The organism is Rhizobium leguminosarum bv. trifolii WSM2297 (genome assembly GCF_000271845.1).
On the sequence record NZ_JH719393.1, the window covers coordinates 1975106 to 1998673 of the forward strand.

Consider the following 23568-nt stretch of genomic DNA (forward strand, 5'->3'; position numbering starts at 1 on the left):
GTTCCCGCGATCGCCGGGATGACGCTCAGCGGGGCTTTTTTGCGGGAAGATGTTCGAGAAGCGATTGGCAGGCGCTCATGATGTGCGCGTAGAGCAGACCCGCCGCCTTTTCCTCATCGCGCTCGCGGCACGCTTCGAGGATCTGACGATGTTCTCGATCCGCTGTCTGCTTGCCATGCGACAGGGTCAACTGCACCCGGAGATATCGTTCCAGCCGGTCGTTTACCGAACGGATGGTGGTGACGAGAAATGGCCGCTGCGCATCCTCGTAAAGGCAGCTGTGGAACCGCCAGTTCAATTCCGACCACCGGGCGACATCCGTTTCCCCCGCGAAGGCGTCGCAATAGGCTAGCGCCTTTTCAAAAGTCTCTTCCGTCATGTGTGGGATCGAGAGCTTGATGGCATTCGATTCCAAGATGGCGCGCACCTCGAATATCTGCGCGATCTCGGGCTCCGAGACCCTCGTGACGATCGCGCCCTTGTTGCGGTGGAATTCCACCAGACCTTCGGCCTCGAGCCGCTTGAGCGCCTCCCGCACCGGGATCTTGCTGACGTTGAACAGCCGGGCGACATCGTCCTGACGGATCGGTTCTCCTTCGTCCAAGGAACCATCCGCGATGGAATCACGAATGAATTTCAAAATGACATCCGAGGCCGTAGGCGCCTTTCCGAGATTTGTCGCCTGAGCGGTGTTGAAAGGCATAGCCCAAGCTCCTTCTTTCCGGGACGAAGATCCTGCTTGGGATATCGTAGACGATCTCATTGCTCAAGGTCGAATGGCTCTTTCACGCCACGGCTTGCGCTCCCGTGATCTCCACCAAGGAGCCGCACATGAAGGCCGCTTCATCTGACGCCAGGAAGGCGACGAGGGCCGCCACCTCCTCCGGCTTGCCGATGCGGCCGTAGGGAACGAGCTTGTCGAGATCGGCGATCGTCCGGCCGGAGCGAGTAACACCCGCTTCGAGCATCGGCGTGTGGATTTCGCCGGGGCAGACGGCATTGACCCGGACCTTGTCGGGCGCATAGTCGCGGGCGAGGTTCTGGGTGAAGGCGGCGACCGCCGCCTTTGTCGTGTTATAGGCGATGTGGTTCGGCGCGGGGTAGAGCCCCCATTGCGAGGCCGTATTGACGATCGCGCCGCCGCCGGCAGCGATCATATGCGGCAGCGCCGCGCGGCAGAGATGGAACATCGAATCCAGATTAACCGCGAAACTCAGCTGCCAATCTTCGTCTGAGAGCGACAGCAGATTTCCGCGCCGGTTGATGCCGGCATTGTTGACCAGCACGTCTAGCCGCCCGTTGATCGCAAAGGCCTTCTCGACGAGCTCGACGCATTCCGGCTTGCGGGAAATGTCGGCCGCAATGGCGACGGCCGATCCGCCCTCCGCCTCGATCAGCGAGGCGACCTCGCCCGCTGCCTGGGCGTTGGCATCCGTCACCACCACCAGCGCGCCTTCCTCGGCCAACCTCTTCGATATGGCCGATCCTATGCCGCCTCCGCCGCCCGTGACCACCGCGACCTTGCCTGCAAACCTCTTCATATCGAATCTCCTTTTCACGCAACTCCGCACGCAAAACCGCAACACGCTTTTGCTCGAATTGCTCTACCTGATGTGACTGCCGCCGTTGACGTCGAACGTTGCGCCGTTGACCGACGCCTGCGAAGGGCGAAGCAGGAAGGCCACGAGTTCGGCGATCTCGGCCGGCTCGGCCATTTCGCCGATCGGGATGTCGCCGACCGCCGCATCCTTTCCGTGCCTGGCCACAAACTCCTCGGCCATATCGGTGCGCACCCAGCCCGGCGCGATGGAGACGGCGACAACCCCGTCGCGCCCGAAGCTCCTGCCGATCGATTTGGTGAGATTGATCAGCGCCGCCTTCGTCGCGCCGTAGGGCATGGCGTCGGCGGCATAGCCGCGCTGTCCGGCACGGCTTGCCATGTTGACGATCCGCCCGCCGCCATGGTGTTTGAAATGTACGAGGGCTTCCTTGCAGAGGTCCGCCGCTGCAAAGAAATTCACCTGGAACTCCTTCTGCCAGGCGGCCCGCCAATCGGCCGGATCGGCATCGATAGAAATCTCGTTTCGGATACCGGCATTGTTGACGACCGCATGGATCCGTCCCGCCGCCGCGAGCGCGTCGCGCCAGAGCGTGAAGGCGCCGTCCGGGCTGGAGAGATCGGCCTGGACGATCAGGCCGTTTCCGCCGAGCTTGTGGAGCAGGGCTTTCGCCCTCTCTCTGTCGCGCCCGCAATGGATGACGGGCCGCGCGCCTTCTGCAGACAGGCCCTCGACTATGGCGGCGCCGATCCCGCCCGACGCTCCGGTGACAAGGACAGTCTGGCCGGCCAGGGATTGAAGGTGGGACATAATGACTCCTAAGCGAGCAAATCGACCTGGGGACCCCAGGTGTCGGACAGCGCGAAGCCCGTGGCAAATGGATCGTCGTCGGATAGGCGCAGCTGTTCGCGGCCATAGATGAAAGCCCGGCCGGTTATTCTAGGCAGCACGGCGCGGCGGCCGCCCACTTCGGTTTCGCCGATCGCCTCCGCCAGGAATTCCCCGCCGATGATCGACCGCGACGTTCTGCGGTCTCCGACCGAAACTTCGCCGCGAGCATGGAGCGTCGCCAAGTTGGCCGAGCTGCCGGTTCCGCATGGCGAGCGGTCGACGCGACCGGGCTGCAGTGTCGTGCAAGTCCTCACCGCACCATCGGCCTCTCGCCCGCGAAACATCACGTAAGCGATCTCATCGACGCCGCTCAGGACGGGATGGGAGACCGATACCTGGCCCGCAAGCAGCGCCTTGAGCTCGATGCCGGCTTCCGCCAGCAGCCGGGCATTGGCAGGCGCAATATCGAGGCCGAGCTGATCGACGTCGACGAGCGCATAATAGACGCCGCCGAAGGCGACGTCGATCTTGATGTGCCCCCATTTCGGCGTTTCCACCACCCGGTCTAGCGCCTCGGCAAAGCTCGGCACGTTGTCGAGGCTGACGGACAGGCACCTGTTGTCACGGCAGGTAGCGCGCGCGACGACAAGGCCGGCGGGCGTATCGAGGCGGACGATCGTCTCCGGCTCCGACATTGGCACGCGCCCGCTTTCGAGAAGCGCGGTGACGACGCAGATGCAGTTGCTGCCGGACATCGGATGGGCGCGGTCGGCCTGCAGCACGATGAAGCCGGCGTCCGCATCGGCGCGGGTCGGCTCGACCAGCAGGTTCACCGACATCGCCACATTGGCGCGCGGTTCGAAGGTGACGAAGCGGCGCAGGCTGTCGTCGACCGTGTTGATGTAGTTCATTTTGTCGAGCATGGTAGCGCCCGATATCACGGGCGCCCCTGAGACGATGACCTTGCCGATCTCGCCCTGGCAGTGGACCTGCAACAGATCGAGGGTCCGGTTCCAGTTCATTCGGCCGCCTCCGGCTTGATATACCAGCCCCAGGGCTCTTCACTGACGAAGCGGGTGATCTGCTTGGTCTCGAGATAATTGTCGAGGCCCCAGCGCCCGAGTTCGCGGCCGATGCCCGATTCCTTGTAGCCGCCCCAGGGCGCCTCGGTGAAGGTCGGCTGCGAGCAGTTGATCCAGACGATGCCGGCACGGAAGGCGGCCGCGACGCGCTCGGCCCGGATATCGTCCTTCGACATGACGGCGGCTGCCAGACCGAAGCGGGAATCATTGGCAAGCTCGATCGCCTCCTCCTCGGTCACGAACGACCGGATGCAGACGACAGGCCCGAAGATTTCCTCCACCCAGGCGGCGCTATCGAGCGGAACGTCTGTCAGAATGGTCGGCTGGAGATAGTAGCCCTTGTCGAAACCTTCAGGCCGCGCTCCGCCGCAGGCGACCGTTGCGCCGGCCTGCCGTGCCGCTTCGATCGCCGCAATGACCTGCTCATGCTGGCGCTTGGAAACCAGCGGCCCGAGGAGGACGCCTTCGTCCAGACCGTTGCCGATCTTGATCTTGTTGGTTTCCTCGATAAGACGCGCGAGCAGCCGTTCGTAGATGGTGTCCTGCACGAGGACTCTCGACGTCGCGGAGCAGACCTGGCCCTGGTTCCAGAAGATGCCGAACATGATCCATTCGACCGCCTTGTCGAGATCGGCATCTTCGAAAACGACGAAGGGCGACTTGCCGCCAAGCTCCAGGCTGACGCGCTTGATGTCGCGGGCGGCGGCGGCCATGATTTTCGAGCCGACCGGTCCGGAGCCGGTAAAGGCGAGTTTGTCGACTTGTTTGTGATCGATGATCGCTTGCCCGGCGACGGACCCGGCTCCCGTGACGATATTGAGCACGCCCGGTGGCAGCTCGGCTTCGTCGGCGACATCAGCCAGTTCGAGCGCCGTTAGCGACGTCAATTCGGCGGGCTTCAGCACCACGGTGCAGCCGGCGGCAAGCGCCGGGGCAACCTTCCATGCCGCCATCAGCAGCGGATAGTTCCAGGGAATGATCGCGCCGGCGACGCCGAGCGGCTCGCGCACCGCCTTGGAGGTGAAGCGGCGATCGGGAAGCGCGATCGCCTCCTCAGGGTTGTTGTCGAGCTGTTCGGCGAGCCCCGCATAGAGATCGAAGCAGCCGGCCGCGTCGGCCACGTCCCAGTCGGCCTCGGGGAACGGCTTGCCGTTGTCGAGAACCTCGAGGCGGGCGATCTCGGCTTGCCGGGACCGGATGCCGTCGGCGATGGCCCGGAGATATCGGGCGCGCTGGGCTCCCGTCAGCTTCGGCCAGCCGTCGTTATCGAAGGCGCGACGGGCTGCCTTGACGGCAAGATCGACATCTTCGGCCGTTGCGGCTCCGATCGTCTGGATCACCTCTTCCGTTGCGGGATTGGTCACCGTGCAGGTGCCGCCCTTGACCGGCTTCACCCATTGTCCGTCGATATAGAGTTCGCTTCGCATGTTCACTCCCTTTCTCCTTGCGCCGACGCCGCTCTTAGAAGCGGTCGACGCGATAGGGTTTCATGTCCACGGGCGGTTCGACGCCCGTAATGAGATCGGCCATCAGCCGGCCTGTTGTGGCCGCATAGGTGAGGCCGAGATGTCCGTGGCCGGTCGCGTACCAGACGTTGCGCCGTTTGGCTGACGGCCCCATGACCGGCACGGTGTCGGGCAGCGCCGGGCGATGACCCATCCACTCCGTCGCTCGTTCGGCATCCAGATCAGGCAGTGCCTCCTGGGCTCGCTTCACCAGGATCTTCGCGCGGCGATAATCCGGCGGAGCGTCGAGGCCGGCCATTTCGACCGTGCCGCCGACACGGATGCCGCCAGCCGTCGGCGTGACCATGAAGGCACGCGCCGGCCAGATGATCGAATGGCGCATCGAAATGCCGGGCTCCATGATCTGTGTGTGGTAGCCGCGTTCGGTTTCGAGCGGGATATGTTCGCGCAGCAGTGCCGAAAGCCGGGCGGTGAAGGCCCCGGCCGCCAGCACCACCTTTTCAGCCGCAACGGTCCGCCCGTCCGCCAGGCGCAGAGCGGAGACGCCGACCTCGCTCTGCTCGAAACCAACGACGTCACCCTCAAGGATCCTGCCGCCGAGCGCTTCGAACTTTTCGATGAGGGCTGTGACGAGCTTGTACGGATCGGTGATCGAGCGGTTGTCGGGAAAGAGAACCGCCTTGCCGATCTTCGTCGTCAAATCAGGCTCGAGATCGCGGATGGCGTTGCCGCCGAGGATTTCGTGCCGAAAACAGAAGCGTTTCAGGATATCGATATGCTCCCGATCCGCCTTGAATTCGGCCTCATCGGTGTAGAGGCTGAGACACCCCTCGGCTGTCAGCATGTGTGCCAGCCTGGTCTCTTGGAGCAGCGCGTCAAGATCTTCATAGACGCGGCCGCAGAGCACGGCGCCGGCCGCCTCCAGTTCCCTCAATTTTGAGGGGCGGCTGGCGGCGAGAAATCTGAGGAACCATGGCGCCAATTTTGGCAGGTAGCCGGGCCGGATGCGCACCGGCCCCTCCGGATCGAGCAGCCATTTCGGCATCTGCGCCCAGATGCCGGGCCGCGAAGCCGGCATGAATTCGGTGACGGCGATGCTCGCCATATTGCCGTAAGAAGCGCCCATGCCGGGCGCATCGCGGTCAACGAGCGTTACGGCAACCCCGCGGCGCTGGAGTTCATAAGCGATGGCGACGCCGATGATGCCGGCGCCGACGACCACGATGGATGACACGGCGAACCTCGCAATTTTAAAGGGCGGCGCTTGACCACCCGGATCTGTTACCAATTCAGAATTGGCTCCATCGCCGCCCTGAACTCGGCCTTTTCCTCCGCCGTCAGCTCGCCGAGCGGCGCGCGGCACTGGCCCACGGGCAAGCCCTGAAGCTCGCAGCCATACTTGATCTTCTGCACGAACTTGCCGCTCTCGAGGATGTTCATTGCCCGATAGAGGGTCTTCATCTGCTCGCGCGCCTTATTCAGATCGCCGGATCTGAACGTGCGATCGAGGTCGCAGCAGGCCTTGGCCATGCAGTTGGACGGCCCGCAGATCCAACTTTCCGCGCCCCAGAACATGAAATCGAGCGCAATGTCGTCAGAACCGCTGACCAGCTGGATCTTGCCCTCATAGCGGCTGGCGATGTCGATCGCCCGCTGCAATACGCCCGAGCTTTCCTTGACGCCGATCACACGGCGATTATCGGCAAAATGATCCAAAAGCTCGAAGCTGATATCCGAACCATCCTTGGCCGGATAGGAATAGAGCACGAGGCTGACATCGACGGCGCTGAGGACGGCTTCATAGTGGCTGATGAGCTCTGCCTGGGTCGGACGGGTATAGAATGGCGGCGCCAGCAGGACCGTGTCATAGCCGATATCTCTCGCCAGCGCCGTCTGTTCGATTACCTCGCGGGTGGCGGGCGCATTGGTGCCGGCGATCAGAATCTCGCCCGGCCTGGCAAAATCCTTGACGAATTGCAGCACGTCACGGCGCTCTTCCCGGGACTGGCTAAAATATTCTCCGGTCGACCCGTTCGGAACCCAGCCGGTGACGCCAGCCTCGCGCAGATGTGTGAGAAGCCTTTCGAACGCCTTGAAGTCGATCTTGTTGTTGACGTCGAAGGGAGTGATGAGCGCGGGCATGACGCCTGAAAGTTTCATGGGATTTCTCCTGTCCTGGGAACGGCTGTTTCTAAATTGCGAGTTTCTTGAGGATGCGTCCCTCGATGAGGGAGACGGCCCGCGTCAGCGGGAAAGCGATGACGAAGTAGATCATGGCGACGACCGTCAGCACTTCGACGGGACGGGCTGTGTTGTTGGAGATGTTCTGGCCGACGAACATCAGGTCGGCCATGCCGACGGCTGAGACCAGCGCACTCTCCTTGAAGAGGCTGACGCAGTTCGACAGCAGCGTCGGGATTGCCCGCAGCACCGCTTGCGGCAGTACGACGTTGACGACCTGGGCTCTGCGCGGCAGACCGAGTGCGACGCAGGCATCCAGCTGTTCCCGGCCGATGGACTTGAGGCTGGCGCGGAAGGTCTCGCTGGTGATCGCTCCCATATAGAGCGTCAGCGCAATGACACCGGACGCCAGGTTCGAGAGCTCGACACCGAGGATGAGCGGCAGGCAGAAGAATATCCAGAAGAGCTGGATCAGGACCGGCGTGCCGCGGAAGAATTCGACATAGGCGCCGGAGACCGCGCGAAGCGCCAGATTGCCCGACGCGCGGGCGAGGCCGACGAGGAAGCCGAGGGAGCATCCGAGCACGATGCAGATGACCGTCAGTTTGATCGTCATCCAAAGGCCGAGCAGCAGTGCATGCTCGAAGCGCAACAGGATCGAGAAGTCGAGCGTCATTCTGGCCTCCTAGCTGACGAGGATCTGGCGGCGGCGTTCGAGCAGGCCGACGATCTGGGTTATCGGGAAGGACACAGCAAAATAGATGAGCGCGACGACGGTGAAGGTTTCGATCGGGCGATAAGTCTCCGTCGCCAGCGTCTTGCCCTGGTACATCAGGTCCTGGATCGCCACGATCGCGACCAGCGCGCTCTGCTGGAAAATGACGATGCCGTTGGTCAAAAGCACCGGGATCGAGGCGCGGAACGCCGTCGGGAAGACGATGTAAAGCACCCGCTGCAGCGGATTGAGCCCGAGCGCGATGCCGGCATCGAGCTGCTCGCGCGGAACGGCCTGGATCGATGCCCGATAGGCCTCGGCATTGAAGGCCATCAGATTGAGCCCGAGCGCCATGATGCCCATCGTCATTGGATCGAGGAAGACGTCGAACAGCATCGGCACGCAGTAGAAGATCCAGACGATCTGAACGATAGCTGGTGTGCAGCGGAAGAATTCGACGAACAGCATGAAGGGCAGCCGCACGAGTTTGATCGGGCTCATGATCAGCAGCGCCAATCCGAAGCCGAGGACGATGCCAATGACGTTCGCAGCCGCCGTCAGCTGCAGAGAAACCCATAGCCCCTGCAGAAGCGGAGCGATGGAGACTGAATTGAAGTCGAACGTATAGTTCACTTGTGCCTCCCTACTGTTTGATGTGGAAGACGCGGTCGATGAATTCCTTGGTACGCTCCTCGCGGGGAGCCCCGAGCACCTGCTCGGGAGGGCCGTCCTCGACGACCACACCGCCGGCGCAGAAGATGACGCGGGAGGCAATGTTCTTGGCAAACCACATGTCATGGGTGACGATCATCATCGGCATGTCCTGGGCGGCCAGCTGCAGGATGACCTGCTCGACCTCGCTGACGAGCTCCGGGTCCAGAGCCGAGGTGACCTCGTCAAACAGCATCAGCTTCGGATCGAGCATCAGCGCACGCGCTATGGCGACGCGCTGCTTCTGGCCGCCGGAAAGCTGAGCAGGATAGGCCTTGGATTTGGCGCCGAGCCCGAAGCGCTCGAGCAGCGCCTGGGCCCGATCCGTCGCCTTCGCCTTGGCTTCTCCGCGCACCTTGCAGGGCGCGAGGATCAGGTTCTGGATGACGTTCAGATGCGGAAACAGCGTGTAGTGCTGAAAGACCATGCCGATCGAACGGCGGACATGGGTGTCGATCTGGGTTTTCCCCGCCGCACCGTCGGAAGAAATATAGGGCTTGCCATCGAAACTGATCGAGCCGCTGTCGACCTGCTCCAGGCCCATCATCACCCTGAGCAGCGTGCTTTTGCCCCCGCCGCTGGGTCCGATGACGACGACACGTTCGCCGGGCTTCATTTCGATGTCGATGCCTTTCAGCACCTGGATTGCTCCATTGCCATAGCTTTTGTGGAGCGCCTACATTTTAACGAGGGGAAGGCTGAAGGACGTGGTCATGCCAATCTCCGATGATCGAAGCTGGGAGGGCCGGCGCGATGCCCGCACCGGCCCGGCGAGGTTACTTTGCGCCCTTGAGCACTTCGTCGACTGCCTTGCGGATGAGATCATCGACGTGACCGGTCGCGACTCTCTCTTCGAGGAAGATATCGACCACTTCGACGTCGGCGGCCGAAAGCTGATGCGGCAGGCCGAAGGCGACGCCCTGCTTGGCGAGCGCCGGCGTCGGGTTGAGCGCCACCGCCCAGTCCGGATTCGACTGGGTGAAGAGCTGGTTGGTGTCGGAAGCATCGACCAGGATGTCAGCGCGCTTCGAGGTGACGGCCAGCCGGGTCTCGTCATTGCCGGGCAGCCGCATGATGGTGGCGTTTTTCACCACCGCGGAAATGGCCTTGTCCTGCGCCGTGCCGGACATGACGGCGAGCGTCACGCCGGCCTTGTCGATATCGGCAACCGAAGCGGCGCCGGCCGCAATCTTCGGATTGTTTTTGTTATAGGCGAGCGAGATCTGGTACTCCATCGCCGGAACCGAGAACTGTACCGCCATGGCGCGCGCCGGGGTGCGGTTGAGCGCCAGCGACACGTCCCATTTGCCGGCCTGCAGGCCCGCGACGATATTGTCCCAGGTCGTATCGACGAATTCGGGCTTCACCTTGAGGGTCTCGGCGAATTCCTTGCACAGATCGGCGAAGAAGCCGGAATATTCGCCGGTTGCCGGGTCGCGCATGACATAGGGCGGTGCGACCGCCGCGCCGCAGCGTAAGGTACCCGCCTTCTGCACGCCCTGCCAATAACCTTCGGCAGTCTGAGCCTGTGCGGCGGTTGCGGAAAGACCGCCCAACAGGGCGAGCGCGGGCAGCGCCCGCAAGGCGGACGTCATCAAAGAAAGCATCGGGCATTCCTCTTTTGTTGTGCGCGGAAAGCGCGCGGTTCCACTCGTCGGCTCTGGCCGTTTCTATTGTTTCGGTGTCGGCTGCGTGTCGACTGAAAAGAATATGTCAACAGCGTGTCGACAAAGTCAAGCGGAAAAATTACATTGCCGACAGGCGGCTTTTCTGGCCCAATGGGACCCGCGTCTGGAGAAAGGGACTTAAGTGTCTGATGAATCGGAAGTGAAACGTATCCGCGGGACCGGCTGGAAAAACGTCTACGAGACGCTCCGCAACGAGATCCTGTCGCTCGCGCTGCCGCCCGGTCAGCTGCTCGACGAGATGACGCTTGCGGAACGCTTCGACATGTCGCGTTCACCGGTGCGGGAGGCCTTGATCCGGCTCGGCGCCGACGAATTGGTCGTCACGCTCTCGAACCGCAGCACGATCGTTGCTCCGATCGAAGTCGCGACATTTCCCAAATATGTGGAAGCGCTGGACATCGCGCAGCGCATGAATACGCGGCTTGCCGCAGCACTCAGGACGGAAGCCGACCTGAAGATCATCGCCAAGCGACTGAAGTTATTCGAAGCGGCGGTTAAGACAGGCAATCACCTCGCCATGTCGGAGGCCAACAAGGAATTCCACATGGCCATCGCCCATGCCGGAAAAAACCAGTACCTCGCCTCATTCTACGACAAGCTGCTGTCGCAGGGTCAGCGCATGCTGCACCTGCATTTCGAATATCTGGAGCGCACCCATGAGGGCTATCTCTTGACCGACGAGCACACGCTGATGCTCAATGCCGTCAGAGACAAGAACGTCGATCTCGCCGACGAGCTCGCCCACGCTCATACGCGCCAGTTCCAGGATAATTTCATCAACTTCATGCGCGAGAACTATACGACGGATGTCGCGCTGGGGCCGTTGCGGGCTGCGGAGTAATCAAAATGAACGTCAACAGCATTGGATTCGTCGGCACCGGTGCCATCACCGAAGCGATGGTTCGCGGGCTTCTGGCCGAACCGGCCTATGCCAGCGAGATCCACGTTTCTCCGCGAAGCGCCCACATCGCCGAGACACTGGCGGCCCAGTTCGCCGCCGTGAGGATTGCCGGAGACAACCAGACTGTCGTCGATCGCAGCGACATGGTGTTCCTGGCGATACGGCCGCAGATCGCCGAGGAGGTCGTGCGGGAGCTCTCGTTCAGGGATGGGCAAACGGTCGTCAGCGTCGTCGCGGCGACGGAACGCCATGCCCTGCTCGATTGGATCGGCGCCGATGTGCATCTGGTGCAGGCCATCCCCCTGCCCTTCGTCGCGCGCCGGCAGGGCGTCACCGCCATCTACCCTCAGGATACTGCCGTCGCAGCGCTGTTCGACACGCTCGGAACGGCAGTGCAATGCCAGTCCAGGAAGGAATACGATCTACTCGCGGCCGCGAGCTCTGTCATGTCGACCTACTTCGGCATCATGGAGTCGGTCACCGGCTGGCTGGAAAAAAGCGGGCTCGAACGGGCGAAGGGACAGGCCTTTATAGCCCCGCTCTTCGCAGGCCTTGCGCAGAAGGCAAGCGGCGCCGGCGCCGAGCCGTTCAGCGCCTTGAGCCGCGAATTCGCCACCAAGGGCGGACTGAACGAGCAGGTCCTTTCGGACTTCGACAAGAAAGGCGGCCTTGCCGCGCTGACAGCGGCGCTCGATGGCGTGCTTGCCCGCATCGAGGGTAACACCTAGAACGTCGGCGGCGTGCAGGCGCTGATGACTTCGCAGGGCACCGGTCCGACGCAGCGGAACCGATGCGGTCGCCGGCTTTCGAAATAATAGGCATCCCCCGGCCCGAGGATACGCCGCTCGTCATCGACGGTCACCTCGAGCCTTCCCGAAAGCACGATCCCGCCCTCCTCGCCTTCATGAACAAGCGGAACCTTTCCGGTATCGGCGCCCGCCTGATAACACTCCTTGAGCATCTGCAGGCTGCGCCCGAACAGGTTTTCTCCGACTTGCCTGTAGGAGATGGCGCCCTTGCCGATCTCCACCAGTTCTTCGGCCGCATAGAAAGCCTTCTTCGGACGGTCGGGTTCGAAGGCGAAGAATTCCGCCAGCCCGATCGGGATACCGTCGAGAATCCGCTTCAAGGCCCCGACCGAGGGGTTGGAGGCGTTCGATTCGATCAGCGAGATCGTGGAATTGGGCACGCCCGTGCGTTTGGCGAGCTCGCGCTGAGAAAGCTTGTGAGCGATGCGGAGATAGCGAAGGCGGCTGCCGATGTCGACTGACATGTGGGTCCGTTTACGTTGTTTAGAATATCTAAATTAATATCTTTCTCCTTTTGAATTTTCAATGGCTTGCACAGACAAAGAAAAGGACTTGTTTGACAGAGGAAAATTGCCATTGTCGGCGCCAACCACAGGAGGCCAGCATGGACCAGATCAGCAAGACGAACGCGCCCGTACTCGAAAATTTCTGGATGCCGTTCACCGCGAACCGGCAGTTCAAGGCTACGCCGCGCCTCCTGGCCGCCGCAGACGGCATGTATTACACCGACGTCGACGGAAACCAGGTGCTGGACGGCACCGCCGGCCTCTGGTGCTGCAATGCCGGTCATGGCCGCAAGAAGATCGGCCAGGCCGTCGAGCGGCAGCTTGCGACCCTCGACTATGCCCCGACCTTCCAGATGGGCCATCCGATCGCCTTCGATTTCGCCGCCAAGCTGGCCGCGAACGCGCCGGGCGGCCCGGACGCCAAGCTCGACAGGGTCTTCTTCACCGGCTCAGGTTCGGAATCGGTCGATACGGCGCTGAAGATCGCTATCGCCTATCAGCGCGCCATCGGCCAGGGCACCCGCACGCGCATCATCGGCCGTGAGAAGGGATATCACGGCGTCGGCTTCGGCGGCATTTCCGTCGGCGGCCTCGTCAACAACCGCCGGGTCTTCCCGCAAATTCCGGCCGATCATATGCGCCATACGCTCGACGTCGAGCGCAATGCCTTTGCGAAGGGTCTGCCCGCCCACGGCATGGAACTGGCCGACGATCTGGAACGCCTGGTGCAGTTGCACGGTGCCGAAACCATTGCTGCCGTCATCGTCGAACCGATGTCGGGATCGGCCGGCGTGGTTCTGCCGCCGAAGGGTTATCTGGAAAAGCTGTGTGCAACCGCCGACAAGCACGGCATCCTGCTGATCTTCGACGAGGTCATCACCGGCTTCGGCCGCCTCGGCACGCCTTTCGCGGTCGATTATTTCGGCGTGGTGCCCGATCTCGTCACAACGGCAAAGGGCCTGACCAACGGCGCCATCCCGATGGGCGCGGTCTTTGCCAGCCGCAAGATCTATGACGCCCTGATGGTCGGACCTGACAATGCGATCGAACTCTTCCACGGTTATACCTATTCCGGCCATCCGGTCGCTTGCGCCGCCGGCCTCGCCACCCTCGAAATCTACGAGGAGGAAGGGCTGCTGACCCGTGCAGCCGAGCTTGCCGAATACTGGCAGGAGGGCCTGCATTCGCTGAAGGGCCTGCCTCATGTCGTCGACATCCGCAATCTCGGTCTGGTCGGCGCGGTCGAGTTCGCGCCTCGTGCCGGAGCACCTGGAACGCGTGCCTACGATATTTTCGTCGACTGCTTCAACAGGGGCCTGCTGATCCGCGTGACCGGCGACATCATCGCGCTCTCGCCGCCACTCATCATCGAAAAGGACCAGATCGACAGGCTCGTGTCGACGCTCGGTGATGCGCTGAAGCGCGCCGCATAGGCCGGCATCCGGTGGCTCCTTCGGCGATTTGAGTTCAGCGCTTCAAGGCCTGTGACGGCAGCTGACCGAAACGCTTCCGGTACTCGGCTGAAAATCGCCCGAGATGGGTGAATCCCCATCTGATTGCTACGTCGGCGACGGATTGTCTCGTGCCGGGTTCGAGCAGATCGCGATGGGCGGCAAGCATCCGGAGTTCATGCAGGTAGGCAATTGGCGTGGTATTCCTGAACTGCCGGAAACCCTGCTGCAGGGTGCGGACACTGACCTTGGCTGCGGTCGCAATGTCGCTCAGCGAAATAGGCTCGGCGATGTGTTCCCGCATGAAGTCGATGGCCCATTTCACGTGGCGAGGAGCCGGGGCCGAGGCTGGGAGCGCAAGCGCCTCCGAATAGCGATGGGGACAGGTCTCCAGAAGCAGATAGATCACCGCGTCGCAAAGCGCGCTCAGAGCCAGCGGCGACTGCTGCAGCGGACCATCGCCGCTGAGCCCGCGATGGAGATTCACGACGAGGTGCTGCAACACGAGCCCCGAACCGGTCGTCAGATCAATGTAGGGATGAATGTCGATGTCCCGCTGATCGTTCGTTCGAGCATATGTGTGAGGTGCCCGGTGATCTTCGCCTGATCGATGAACAGGCAGAGATGACGGCGAGGCCCCGATATGCGGGCAGTCGTGGCACGACCTGTCTCCAGAATCGTACCGCGGCCGGGAGTTGAATATATTTGCTCCCGCTTCCCTTCAAAGGATACATTTCCCTGCGTTGGCAGAAATATCGTCACCTTGCTGGTGGGCTCCTCCCGCCTGCTGAGGATCGTGCCGTCATAGGCGCAGTCGCCGATACCCATATCGCCCATCGAGATGAAGTTGCATCGGAATGCAATCGGCATATTGCCTTCTGCCGAAACCTTGATCGGAGAGTTCGACGTCGACAATATTTCCGAGAGTTCGTCCGGGTCCGTTCCGCTGCACACGGTTTCGCGAAACGACACAGGCTGCATTGCCATTGCCGGCTGCGGGATAAGGCTGCCAAGGCTATGCCTATGAGGATTAACGGACATTGGCGACCTCGAAAAACAATGCCCGCGCGTGATGATCGATATTTGAAGTCATATTGTCTTCTTTTGTATTGCCCGGGCTTCAGCCGTATCGATTGATTGAGAGATCCCGCGCGTCGATTTCAGGCGTGCGACCGCCGACCAGATCGCCGATCAGCCGCGCCGAACCGGTGCTCATCGTCCAGCCGAGCGTGCCATGGCCGGTGTTGAGGAAGAGGCCGATAATCTTCGTCGGGCCGATCACCGGCGTGCCATCCGGCGTCATCGGACGCAGGCCGGACCAGAAGGACGCCTTAGAAACGTCGCCGCCGGGGAAGAGATCGGTGACCGAATGTTCCAGCGTGCTGCGGCGGGCGAACCCGAGATCATTGGTATAGCCCGAGATTTCAGCCATGCCGCCGACGCGGATGCGGTCGCCGAGCCGGGTGATTGCGATCTTGTAGGTTTCGTCCATGACGGTCGATTCCGGTGCGCGCGACGCGTCGGTGATCGGGATGGTGAGCGAATAGCCCTTCACCGGATAGACCGGCAATCTGATGCCGAACGGCTTGAGCAGCAGCGGCGAATAACTGCCGAGCGCAACCACCACCGCATCCGCGCTCATGCGATCGCGATCGGTGATGACGCCGCGCACGCGGCCGGCCTCGACATCCAGCGCCTTGATCGTCGTATCATAGGCAAAGCGGACGCCGAGCGCCTCGGCTTTGGCGGCAAGTGCATTGGTGAACTTGAAGCAGTCGCCGGTTTCGTCCTTTGGCGTCAACAAACCGCCGACGATCTTGTCGCGCACGTGCTTCAATGCAGGCTCGAAGCGGATGCAGCCGTCGCGGTCCAGCACCTCATAGGGAATACCGTCGGCCGCCAGCGCCTTGACGTCCTTGGCAGAGGCCTCGAGCTGCTGCTGCGTGCGGAACAGCTGCAGCGTTCCCTGCATGCGTTCGTCATAGGCGATGCCGGTCTCGGCGCGAAGCTCGGCCAGCGCGATGCGGCTGTAATCGGCAAGACGCAGCATACGGCTCTTGTTGGTCGCGTAGCGCTCGGAGGTGCAGTTCGACAGCATCCTCGCCATCCAGGAAAGCATGGCCATGTCGAGCTTCGGGCGCAGGATGAGCGGCGCATGTTTCATGAACAGCCACTTCATCGCCTTGGCAGGAATGCCGGGCGCTGCCCATGGCGAGCAATAGCCGAAGGAGACTTCGCCCGCATTGGCAAAGCTCGTTTCCAGCGCCGGGCCTTTCTGCCGGTCGACGACCGTGACCTCATGACCGGATTTGGCCAACTGATAGGCGGATGTGACGCCGACGATACCGGCACCCAGAACAATGACTTTCATGATCTTCCCAATGATGGAGCCGCCGGCTCTCAGCGATATTGTCTGTCGTAACGATCGCCCAGACCGGTTAGGATTTCGTAAGATATCGTGCCCGCATCGCGGGCGACGTCCTCGAGCGTCTGGTGCGGGCCGAGCACTTCGACCAGACTGCCCAGCGTCAGGGCGCCTTCTGGTAGCGCCGACACGTCGACGGTCACGCTGTCCATCGAGACTCGGCCGACGATCGGCAGGCGGATGCCGTTGAAATAGACGGCGCCACGGTCGCCGAGCGATCTGGGCAGGCCGTCGGCATAGCCGCCGGCGATCGTCGCGAGACGCATTTCCCGCTGTGTGACATGCGCGCCGCCATAGCCGACCTTCGTGCCTGCCGGCACGGTGCGGGTCTGCACGACGGCAACGTTGAGGCTGACGACCGGCTCCATCGGGTTGTTCCCGCCGGCGTTGGGCGCGCCGCCGTAAAGCGCGATGCCGGGGCGGGCGAGCACGCCGTGATAGGCGTCGCCGAGGAAGACCCCGCCGGAATTGGCGAAGGACATGTCGAAGCCGGGAAATTCGTCGGCAATTCGGGACATCTCGGTCCATTGTTCGCCGTTCTGATCGCTCTCCATGTCGTCGGCCGAAGCCAGATGGCTCATGATGAACAGGATTTCGATATTGCTGCCGTCGCCAAGGGCTGCCGCCAGCTCGGCTCGTTCCTCCCGGGGAAAGCCGAGCCGTGACATGCCGGTGTCGAATTGCAGGACGGCAGGCAGGCAGCGCTTCAGCATGCGCGCCGCCGCCGACCATTCCCGCCACTGGGCCAGCGAATTGATAACCGGGACGATGCCCCTCTCGGCGCAGACGATCTCGTTGCCGGGTTGCAAGCCGTTCAACACGAAAATCTGGGCATCATGCGCAAGGGTCGGCCGCAGCCTTACCGCCTCGACGAACTGGGCGACGAAGAAATGTCGGCAGCCTTCACCGTATAGCGTTGCCGCGACCCGTTCAGCGCCGAGCCCATAGGCGTCGGCCTTTACCACGGCGCCGGCGCGGACCGGCGCCAGCATCGATACGAGCTTTCGGTAGTTGCGGCCGAGTGCGGCAAGATCGATCGTCAGATAGCCCGTGCCCCCCTGCGCGGTCGTGGTGGTGCGTGTGCGGGAAACCAAAATATCGCCATCCATGTCCATCCCTCCCAGATCTCAAGGAAGTTTATGAAACAATGGGCGAAATTGCCTATCATTCAGCAGCCGATTATTGCATGATTTGTATATTGTCCGCATAATGGACGAAAATTTGGAATAATCCATCGTGCCCGCTCTCGACTCGATAGATCGCAATATACTCAGGCTGCTGCGCCTCGACGCGCGCATGAGCAATGCCAAGCTCGCCGCCGAGATCGGCCTGTCGCCGTCCGCCTGCCTCAGGCGCATCAAGATCATGGAAAAATCGGGTGTGATCCGCGGCTATACGGCGTTGGTGGACACCGGCAATGCGGACGAGATGATCGCCGTGATCATCAACATCACGCTTGAGCGACAGACCGAGGATCATCTCGACCGCTTCGAGGCGGCGGTCCGCCGGCATCCCGAGATCCGCGAATGTTTTCTGATGACGGGCGGTTCCGACTATCTCCTGCGCGTCGAGGTCGCCAGTCCGGGTGAGTTCGAGCGGATCCACAAGGAAATACTATCGACCCTGCCGGGCGTCCTCAGGATTCATTCCAGCTTCTCGATCCGCAATGTTCTGGCGACACGCACCAGAGGCAGGCGGTAAGACGCGATCGCTAAACTCATATCGACTCCAGCGCCGTCGCCCTGGCGACCGCTTTGGCCAACTCCTGCGTCGTCGCAGCGTCTCACGCGAATGACGATTATTGCTTCATTGCCCGCAACAACGCCACGAGCGACGGCGTCGCTATTGCCGCCATTCGAAATCCCGGCGGCCTGACTGCCTGCCAAGGAGAGCTGAGCTCCTGCTCAAAACGATCCCCCTTTCCGTCTTGCGCGAAGGTTTGAGGCGGGGAGCTTCTGATCGCGCAACCGAGCCGCGCCGACAGGCCTCCATCAATCCCGGCGCCCCAGCCTTGCGGACCGCTCATCGGTACCGACTGGAGCCGCGGAACAATCAGCAGCCTTCAAGGGTTTGTTAGAATCGCTTGACGGGGAGGCTTTCATGCGTGCTGCTCTGATCGCTGCATTATTCTCGCTGTTTTGCCTGCCTGACGCAGCAAAGGCGTCGGAGGCAGGCTTTTTGCGATCCCTGGCCGGCGATTGGCGCGGGACCGGCATGGTCCTCACCAAGATCGGCGGCACAAACTTCAATGTTTCCTGCACACTCAAATCAGACGCGAGTGAATCTGCGGTCTCGATGAACGGGACATGCCGCGGTCTTGCGGTTTTCACAAGAGCTTTCTCGGCCAATGTTAAGGCATTGGGACAACGATACGTCGGCAACTACATAGGACCATCGGGGCAGCCGTCGAAATTGGTTGGCAGCAGGCAGGGCGACGCGCTCAATCTTCGCGTGACCTGGGCTCGAGTGATCAATGGCGACCGAAACGCGACGTTGATGATCGAGAAACTCGGACGGGACAGGCTTCGGCTTCAGACGGTCGATCAAGACCCGACGTCAGGCAAATCCGTGGTGACGAGCCGTATCGAGTTGCAGCGGCCCCTTGCAGCAGGAAGGTAGGGATGTCTATCGGCCGCAGTGCCGGCGGGCGCACGGCGTCCTGACCGGTTCCCCGCGTGCGGGGACGTTTGCTCGAAGGCACTAGATCTCCATCGGGACCTCGACTTCCGTCTTCGCCGTGGGTTCCCCGGTTAAGAAGACAAGTTCGAAGACGAGCCCTTCGGGCCTGTAGTCCGATCGCGATTGCGCCTTCGCCTTGGACGAAAAGGCCCGCTCTATGAGGACGGAGCCGAAGCCTCTTTTCGTCGGCGTCGACACCGGCGGCCCGCCGGCTTCCGTCCATATCAGAGACACGCGCCCGTCTTCGTACGTCCACTCGATGGCGACGGTTCCTTGCTCGCTTCCGAGGCTTCCGTACTTCGTCGCATTGGTCGCCAGTTCGTGGAGCACGAGGGAAAGCGGCAGGGCGATGTCGGCGGGAAGCACCACGTCGGGGCCATCGAGACGAATGCGTTCCTCTGAGGCGATGTGCGCCCGCAAGGCGGCGGAGATGACCTCCCGGATGGGTGCGGCCGACCCCTCCCGTGACAGGATGAGATCATATGTGCCAGCAAGCGCCGCGAGCCGTTGGGCAAAGGCGTTGTAGCTTTCCGGATTGGAACGCGAGAAGGTCTGTCGGGCGATCGCCTGAACGAGGGCGAAGCCATTCTTGACCCGGTGCGCCATTTCGCGGACGAGTAGGGTTCGTTCCTCCTCAGCTTGCTCGTTCCGGCGTCTGCGCTCATCGAGTTCGTCGAGCAGCCGATCGAAAGTCGCGCCGACGACTTCCAACTCGTCCGGTCCCCTCATGCCGGTTCTGGCTGCCGTCTGGCCGCTGCGCCACTTCTCCATCACCTCGGCGATCCGCCAGATTGGCACGAGGATGAAACGGTTGCCGATGAATATCGCCGCAGCGAAAGAAAACAGCGCGCCGCCGATGATCGCGAGCGTGTTCATCAGCGTTGCCCGGTTGATCGGCGCGAAGGCTTCCGATTTCGAGAAGCCGGCGCTGACATAGAGAGGGCTGGAGGGCAGGGCGATAGGGCGATAGCCCAGGATTTGCGCTATTCCATCCCTGCTCGTGACCTCAACCACGTCGGGCTGCTCGGCATGGATCAGGCGCTGGTATTCTTCGGGGATCATAGTGCCGACGACCTGTTCGGCAAGGGGTACGTGCGCAACGATGGTTCCCTTTCCATCTGCGATCGTCACCGCATTGCCGGGAGCGACGCCGCGTTCGGTGATGCGGTTCTGCAGCCAGTCCATCCGGATGCCGCTGACGATGACGGCCTTGAGGACATCGCCCTCCATTAAGGGCATTGCGAGTGGCAGCACGTGCTTGTCGGAAAGGCGGCTTTGCGTGTAGGTGCCGACTGTGAAGTCCTTGGTCTTTAATATCTGCTGGAAATAGTCGCGGTCGGAAAACACCACACCCTCGGGAAACACCGTGCTGCCGCAGACCGGCCGCCCGTTGAGCGCGACGACGAAGATGGTGCTGATGTTCGGAATGCTTTCGGCAACCGATTTGAGAGCCTCATTGCAGGCGTTGACGTCGAGATGCCGGACGGAGGGCATGGCGGAGACGGAAACGAGAAGGCCATGCAGGCCCTCGACAATCCTTTCGACCTCGGACGATGCCTGGCGCGCCGCCTGTGCTGCGGATGCGCGCACTTCTTCGTTGCGCTGATGGCGGAGCGCGACTTCGTTATAGGCGAGAATCGCCACCACCGGCGCCAGCGCCGCGACCGCAACTGCAACCAACTTTAGTCTCATTCCGTACCCCCTCGCAAAGGGTTGGTAGCATGACCGGGACGGCCTCGCCCAGACCATGTCCACGATCTTGTCCGCAAATTTCCGAATGTGCGAATTCGGACATGCGAACGGCCGGCGAGAACCGGAAGCTAACCACGCCAACGCGGCCTGCCTCCCCAAACCTTGCCGCGCTTTCGATTGCGGCTAGATTATTCAGGGATGACAGATGGCAAAAGCGCTTCCCCTGAAAATTCTCCGGCCGGGCACTTCCCGCCCCGGCCGCTGACCGGCGCGATGGCGGCTGAGATCGAGCGTCTTTTGTCGGGCCGAACCCGCGATATCCGCCTGACGGGTGAACTGCGCGGCCGGTTTGAGGAACGGTCATGGCGACAGACCGCGAAAATCATCCGTTCCTGGATGATATGGGTGGCATTCGTCGACGTGTTGACGCTGGCGCTGAACGCGCTTCTGCTTCCCCGTCAGGTCGCGCTGGCAATGGTCGCCCCCGCCTGCCTTTTGCCGCCGGCGGCGATTTTGACGGCGATCGTCTGGAGCAAGCCGCGCGCCGCTACGCTTCAGCACGCGTCGCTGCTTGCGGGAATGTGCCTTATTCTCCTATCGGTGGCACTTGTCGGCGTCTTCGCCGGCGGTGAATTTTACGAGCGGCATTTGAGCATCATGCTCTTCGTCGCAACGAGCGCAATCACCATTTTCAGCGTGCCGCTGGCGTGGACGGTTGCCATCGCCTGTTATGCCCTTTGTCTCTATTTCATCCTTCAATGGAACAACCCGTTCCTGGACGCCGGCAGCGTCGTCGTCGCCGCGACCCTGTTCTTTTCCTGCGGGATCATCGCCATCGTGGTTGCCCGGCGCACGATGAACATCCTGGCGCAGAAGACATTTCTCCTGGACTGCAGGGACCAGCGCCGGGTTGCGGAACTGGCCGATGCGAACGCCCGGTTGGAGCGGCTGGCCAGAACCGATCCGCTGACGGGAATTGCCAACCGCCGTTGGATGATGGAGACGCTCGAGAGCTTGTGGCGAAACGGCCGTGAAAGCGGCGTCGTCGCCATGCTCATGTGCGATATCGATCATTTCAAGGCGTTGAACGATAAGCTCGGTCATGGCGAGGGCGACCGCTGCCTGGTCAAGGTTGCCGGCATCATCCAGAGCTGCGTGCGCGCCGATCGCGACCTCGTTTCGCGCCATGGCGGTGAGGAATTCTTGATCGTGCTTCCGAATGTCGACAAGGACGAAGCCATCGCGGTGGCAAAGCGCATACGCGAGAGCGTGGAAGCCGCCGCCCTTCCGAATCCTTCCTCCAGTGTTGGCCCGTCAGTGACGCTAAGCGTCGGGGTAGCCTTGAAATCGGCGTTCGACACCGAGATTTCACTGGCCAATCTCCAGCACGAGGCCGACATGGCGCTCTATCGCGCCAAGGAAGCAGGCCGCAACCAGGTCTGCGTCTTTCACCGGCCGAACCAAGCAGCGCCGTCCGCCGCGGAGCAGATCGCCACCCGACGCTAGGACAGGATACGATCCTTTCCCAGTCTCGCAATCACCACCGCGTTCGACGATGCCAGCCGCATCGAATACGGGCGGCTCGAAATAAATGTCGAACACTTTTTCGCCGCCGGCGGCAGCTTCCTGTTCAACTCAGGAAATCCCCGCATCGAGGTCAGCGATGCCGCCATCCGCGGCGCCGGCCGCCTGCATGACGGAAGTACGCTCGGCGTTTCCCTAGTCTAGCCGGTGCCGGTTTTGCTGCCGCCGCAGCCGCCGACGACGATCGGCGCAAAATTCCATCTCGCCTATCGCGAATGGCGGGCTGGGACGGAATGAATCCTTCTAAAATGTAAGCTGAACCTTGCAGGCGGCAGCGCGGTCACCAGCAAGAATGAAAGCTGCGGCGGCCTGTTCCAGCGGCAGGCTGTGGCTGATGATCGGCCGCACCTCGATCTTGCGGCTGGAGATCAGCTCGACGGCGGTGGCGAATTCCTCATGGAAGCGCTGCGTGCCGTGGATATGAAGCTCCTTGCCGACGATGGCGTTGAGGGGGATCGGGATCTCTCCCGTGACCCCGACCTGCACGATCGTGCCGCGCGGCCGAATGGCCGCGATCGCGCTGCGGATGGCCGGAGCGGCGGCCGAGCATTCGAAAACGAGATCGAAATAGCCTTTTCCCACTTCGAATTCCGAGAGTGCCGCGGCCCCTTGAGAAACATTGATCGCGCGGCTGGCGCCCATCGCCTTCGCCCTCTCCAGCGCCGCGTCCGCGAGATCGGTCACCACGATTTCGGCTGCACCATGATAAGCGGCAACGGCCACCATCAGCGCGCCGATCGGGCCGGCGCCGGTGATAAGAACGCGTTTGCCGATGATATCGCCGGCGCGTGATGCAGCGTGCAGGCAGACCGACAAGGGCTCGCTGCAAGCCGCCTCCGCGGCCGTCGTCGCAGGCGCCACTTCGAAGCATTGCCTAGCCGGTATCACCAGCCATTCCCGGAACATGCCCTGCTCATGCGGCAGGCGCATTGCGCTGCCCATGAAGCGCATCTCCAGGCAGTGGATCGGCAGCCCCTTCGCGCAATATTCGCATTGGCCGCAAGGCTGGCTCGGATTGACCGCCACCAGCACGCCGGCCTTAAGGTCGACGCCCTCGCCTGCCTGGCTCACGCTTCCCGCAGCTTCGTGGCCGGGGATAATCGGCTCGCGAACTCTGACCGGCCCGAAGCCGCCGTCCTGGTAATAGTGCAGGTCGGAGCCACAGATGCCTGCGGCCGCCATTTTGAGTAACACCTCGCCTGGACCGGGGGCCGGAACGGGTTCGGTCTCGATCCTGAGATCGCCCTTTTGGTAAAGCCGGGCCAGACGTGTGTGCATCCTGTACTTC

22 protein-coding genes and 1 pseudogene are annotated in these 23568 nt (G+C 62.1%); 6 read left to right on the top strand and 17 right to left on the bottom strand.

Going from position 1 to position 23568, the window contains the following annotated elements:
• Positions 1-25: 25 nt before the first annotated feature.
• The 11 genes from RLEG4DRAFT_RS63480 to RLEG4DRAFT_RS63530 form a co-directional block, all read right to left on the bottom strand.
• Positions 26-703 (bottom strand): GntR family transcriptional regulator, encoded by a 678-nt coding sequence (locus RLEG4DRAFT_RS63480; RefSeq protein ID WP_003575625.1) that lies wholly within the window; start codon positions 701-703, stop codon positions 26-28.
• Positions 704-785: 82 nt separating this feature from the next.
• Positions 786-1541 carry an SDR family NAD(P)-dependent oxidoreductase gene (locus tag RLEG4DRAFT_RS63485; RefSeq protein ID WP_003575623.1) on the bottom strand — a complete coding sequence of 252 codons (756 nt, stop codon included), beginning with the start codon at positions 1539-1541 and terminating at the stop codon, positions 786-788.
• Positions 1542-1604: 63 nt separating this feature from the next.
• Positions 1605-2369, bottom strand: a complete 765-nt coding sequence (locus RLEG4DRAFT_RS63490) for an SDR family NAD(P)-dependent oxidoreductase (protein WP_003575621.1) — start codon at positions 2367-2369, stop codon at positions 1605-1607.
• Between the two features lie 8 nt (positions 2370-2377).
• The gene (locus RLEG4DRAFT_RS63495; RefSeq protein ID WP_003575620.1) at positions 2378-3412 is read right to left on the bottom strand and encodes a proline racemase family protein; all 1035 of its coding nucleotides are present in this window, start codon (positions 3410-3412) and stop codon (positions 2378-2380) included.
• Positions 3409-4899: an aldehyde dehydrogenase family protein gene (locus tag RLEG4DRAFT_RS63500; RefSeq protein ID WP_003575619.1), complete on the bottom strand. Its 1491-nt coding sequence runs from the start codon at positions 4897-4899 to the stop codon at positions 3409-3411. The genes RLEG4DRAFT_RS63495 and RLEG4DRAFT_RS63500 overlap by 4 nt, the downstream gene beginning before the upstream one ends.
• A gap of 34 nt (positions 4900-4933) precedes the next feature.
• Complete coding sequence (locus tag RLEG4DRAFT_RS63505; RefSeq protein WP_003575618.1) at positions 4934-6172, bottom strand: NAD(P)/FAD-dependent oxidoreductase; 1239 nt, start codon at positions 6170-6172, stop codon at positions 4934-4936.
• A gap of 47 nt (positions 6173-6219) precedes the next feature.
• Complete coding sequence (locus RLEG4DRAFT_RS63510) at positions 6220-7098, bottom strand: dihydrodipicolinate synthase family protein (protein WP_003575617.1); 879 nt, start codon at positions 7096-7098, stop codon at positions 6220-6222.
• A gap of 31 nt (positions 7099-7129) precedes the next feature.
• Positions 7130-7795: an amino acid ABC transporter permease gene (locus RLEG4DRAFT_RS63515; RefSeq protein ID WP_003575616.1), complete on the bottom strand. Its 666-nt coding sequence runs from the start codon at positions 7793-7795 to the stop codon at positions 7130-7132.
• A 9-nt stretch (positions 7796-7804) separates the two neighbouring features.
• A complete protein-coding gene (locus tag RLEG4DRAFT_RS63520; protein WP_003575615.1) occupies positions 7805-8467 on the bottom strand; it encodes an amino acid ABC transporter permease in 663 nt (220 codons plus the stop codon).
• A 10-nt stretch (positions 8468-8477) separates the two neighbouring features.
• Entirely contained in the window at positions 8478-9185 is a 708-nt protein-coding gene (locus tag RLEG4DRAFT_RS63525) for an amino acid ABC transporter ATP-binding protein (protein WP_003575614.1), read from the bottom strand.
• 136 nt (positions 9186-9321) lie between these two features.
• Positions 9322-10152 carry a substrate-binding periplasmic protein gene (locus RLEG4DRAFT_RS63530; protein ID WP_003575613.1) on the bottom strand — a complete coding sequence of 277 codons (831 nt, stop codon included), beginning with the start codon at positions 10150-10152 and terminating at the stop codon, positions 9322-9324.
• A 202-nt stretch (positions 10153-10354) separates the two neighbouring features.
• Here RLEG4DRAFT_RS63530 and RLEG4DRAFT_RS63535 point away from each other — a divergent pair, with 202 nt between their 5' ends.
• Together RLEG4DRAFT_RS63535 and RLEG4DRAFT_RS63540 are read left to right on the top strand one after the other, a co-directional pair.
• The gene (locus RLEG4DRAFT_RS63535) at positions 10355-11074 is read left to right on the top strand and encodes a GntR family transcriptional regulator (protein WP_003575612.1); all 720 of its coding nucleotides are present in this window, start codon (positions 10355-10357) and stop codon (positions 11072-11074) included.
• 5 nt (positions 11075-11079) lie between these two features.
• Positions 11080-11862 carry a pyrroline-5-carboxylate reductase gene (locus RLEG4DRAFT_RS63540; RefSeq protein ID WP_003575611.1) on the top strand — a complete coding sequence of 261 codons (783 nt, stop codon included), beginning with the start codon at positions 11080-11082 and terminating at the stop codon, positions 11860-11862.
• On the opposite strand, the gene RLEG4DRAFT_RS63545 is transcribed toward RLEG4DRAFT_RS63540, so the two are convergent.
• Positions 11859-12407, bottom strand: a complete 549-nt coding sequence (locus tag RLEG4DRAFT_RS63545) for a cupin domain-containing protein (protein WP_003575610.1) — start codon at positions 12405-12407, stop codon at positions 11859-11861. The two genes, RLEG4DRAFT_RS63540 and RLEG4DRAFT_RS63545, sit on opposite strands and share 4 nt — an antisense overlap.
• A gap of 140 nt (positions 12408-12547) precedes the next feature.
• On the opposite strand from RLEG4DRAFT_RS63545, the gene RLEG4DRAFT_RS63550 reads away from it, so the two are divergent.
• Positions 12548-13882, top strand: a complete 1335-nt coding sequence (locus tag RLEG4DRAFT_RS63550; RefSeq protein WP_003575608.1) for an aspartate aminotransferase family protein — start codon at positions 12548-12550, stop codon at positions 13880-13882.
• A gap of 34 nt (positions 13883-13916) precedes the next feature.
• On the opposite strand, the pseudogene RLEG4DRAFT_RS63555 reads toward RLEG4DRAFT_RS63550, so the two are convergent.
• The 3 genes and pseudogenes from RLEG4DRAFT_RS63555 to alr all read right to left on the bottom strand — a co-directional run bounded on the left by RLEG4DRAFT_RS63555 (position 13917) and on the right by alr (position 17434).
• Positions 13917-14941 (bottom strand): annotated as a pseudogene (locus RLEG4DRAFT_RS63555) (AraC family transcriptional regulator).
• A gap of 79 nt (positions 14942-15020) precedes the next feature.
• Positions 15021-16271, bottom strand: a complete 1251-nt coding sequence (locus tag RLEG4DRAFT_RS63560) for a D-amino acid dehydrogenase (RefSeq protein WP_003575604.1) — start codon at positions 16269-16271, stop codon at positions 15021-15023.
• Positions 16272-16300: 29 nt separating this feature from the next.
• Positions 16301-17434, bottom strand: coding sequence for an alanine racemase (gene alr, locus RLEG4DRAFT_RS63565; protein WP_003575602.1), 1134 nt, complete (start codon positions 17432-17434; stop codon positions 16301-16303).
• 127 nt (positions 17435-17561) lie between these two features.
• Between alr and RLEG4DRAFT_RS63570 the strand changes: the two genes are divergently transcribed.
• Positions 17562-18026: an Lrp/AsnC family transcriptional regulator gene (locus tag RLEG4DRAFT_RS63570; protein ID WP_003575601.1), complete on the top strand. Its 465-nt coding sequence runs from the start codon at positions 17562-17564 to the stop codon at positions 18024-18026.
• Between the two features lie 399 nt (positions 18027-18425).
• The gene (locus RLEG4DRAFT_RS63575) at positions 18426-18944 is read left to right on the top strand and encodes a hypothetical protein (RefSeq protein ID WP_003575600.1); all 519 of its coding nucleotides are present in this window, start codon (positions 18426-18428) and stop codon (positions 18942-18944) included.
• Between the two features lie 81 nt (positions 18945-19025).
• On the opposite strand, the gene RLEG4DRAFT_RS63580 is transcribed toward RLEG4DRAFT_RS63575, so the two are convergent.
• The gene (locus RLEG4DRAFT_RS63580; protein WP_003575597.1) at positions 19026-20696 is read right to left on the bottom strand and encodes a sensor histidine kinase; all 1671 of its coding nucleotides are present in this window, start codon (positions 20694-20696) and stop codon (positions 19026-19028) included.
• Between the two features lie 198 nt (positions 20697-20894).
• On the opposite strand from RLEG4DRAFT_RS63580, the gene RLEG4DRAFT_RS63585 reads away from it, so the two are divergent.
• Positions 20895-22202, top strand: a complete 1308-nt coding sequence (locus tag RLEG4DRAFT_RS63585; RefSeq protein ID WP_003577347.1) for a GGDEF domain-containing protein — start codon at positions 20895-20897, stop codon at positions 22200-22202.
• Positions 22203-22523: 321 nt separating this feature from the next.
• Here the strand turns inward: RLEG4DRAFT_RS63585 and RLEG4DRAFT_RS63590 are convergent, their stop codons facing one another.
• A complete protein-coding gene (locus tag RLEG4DRAFT_RS63590; RefSeq protein ID WP_003575594.1) occupies positions 22524-23558 on the bottom strand; it encodes an L-idonate 5-dehydrogenase in 1035 nt (344 codons plus the stop codon).
• Between the last annotated feature and the right edge of the window lie 10 nt (positions 23559-23568).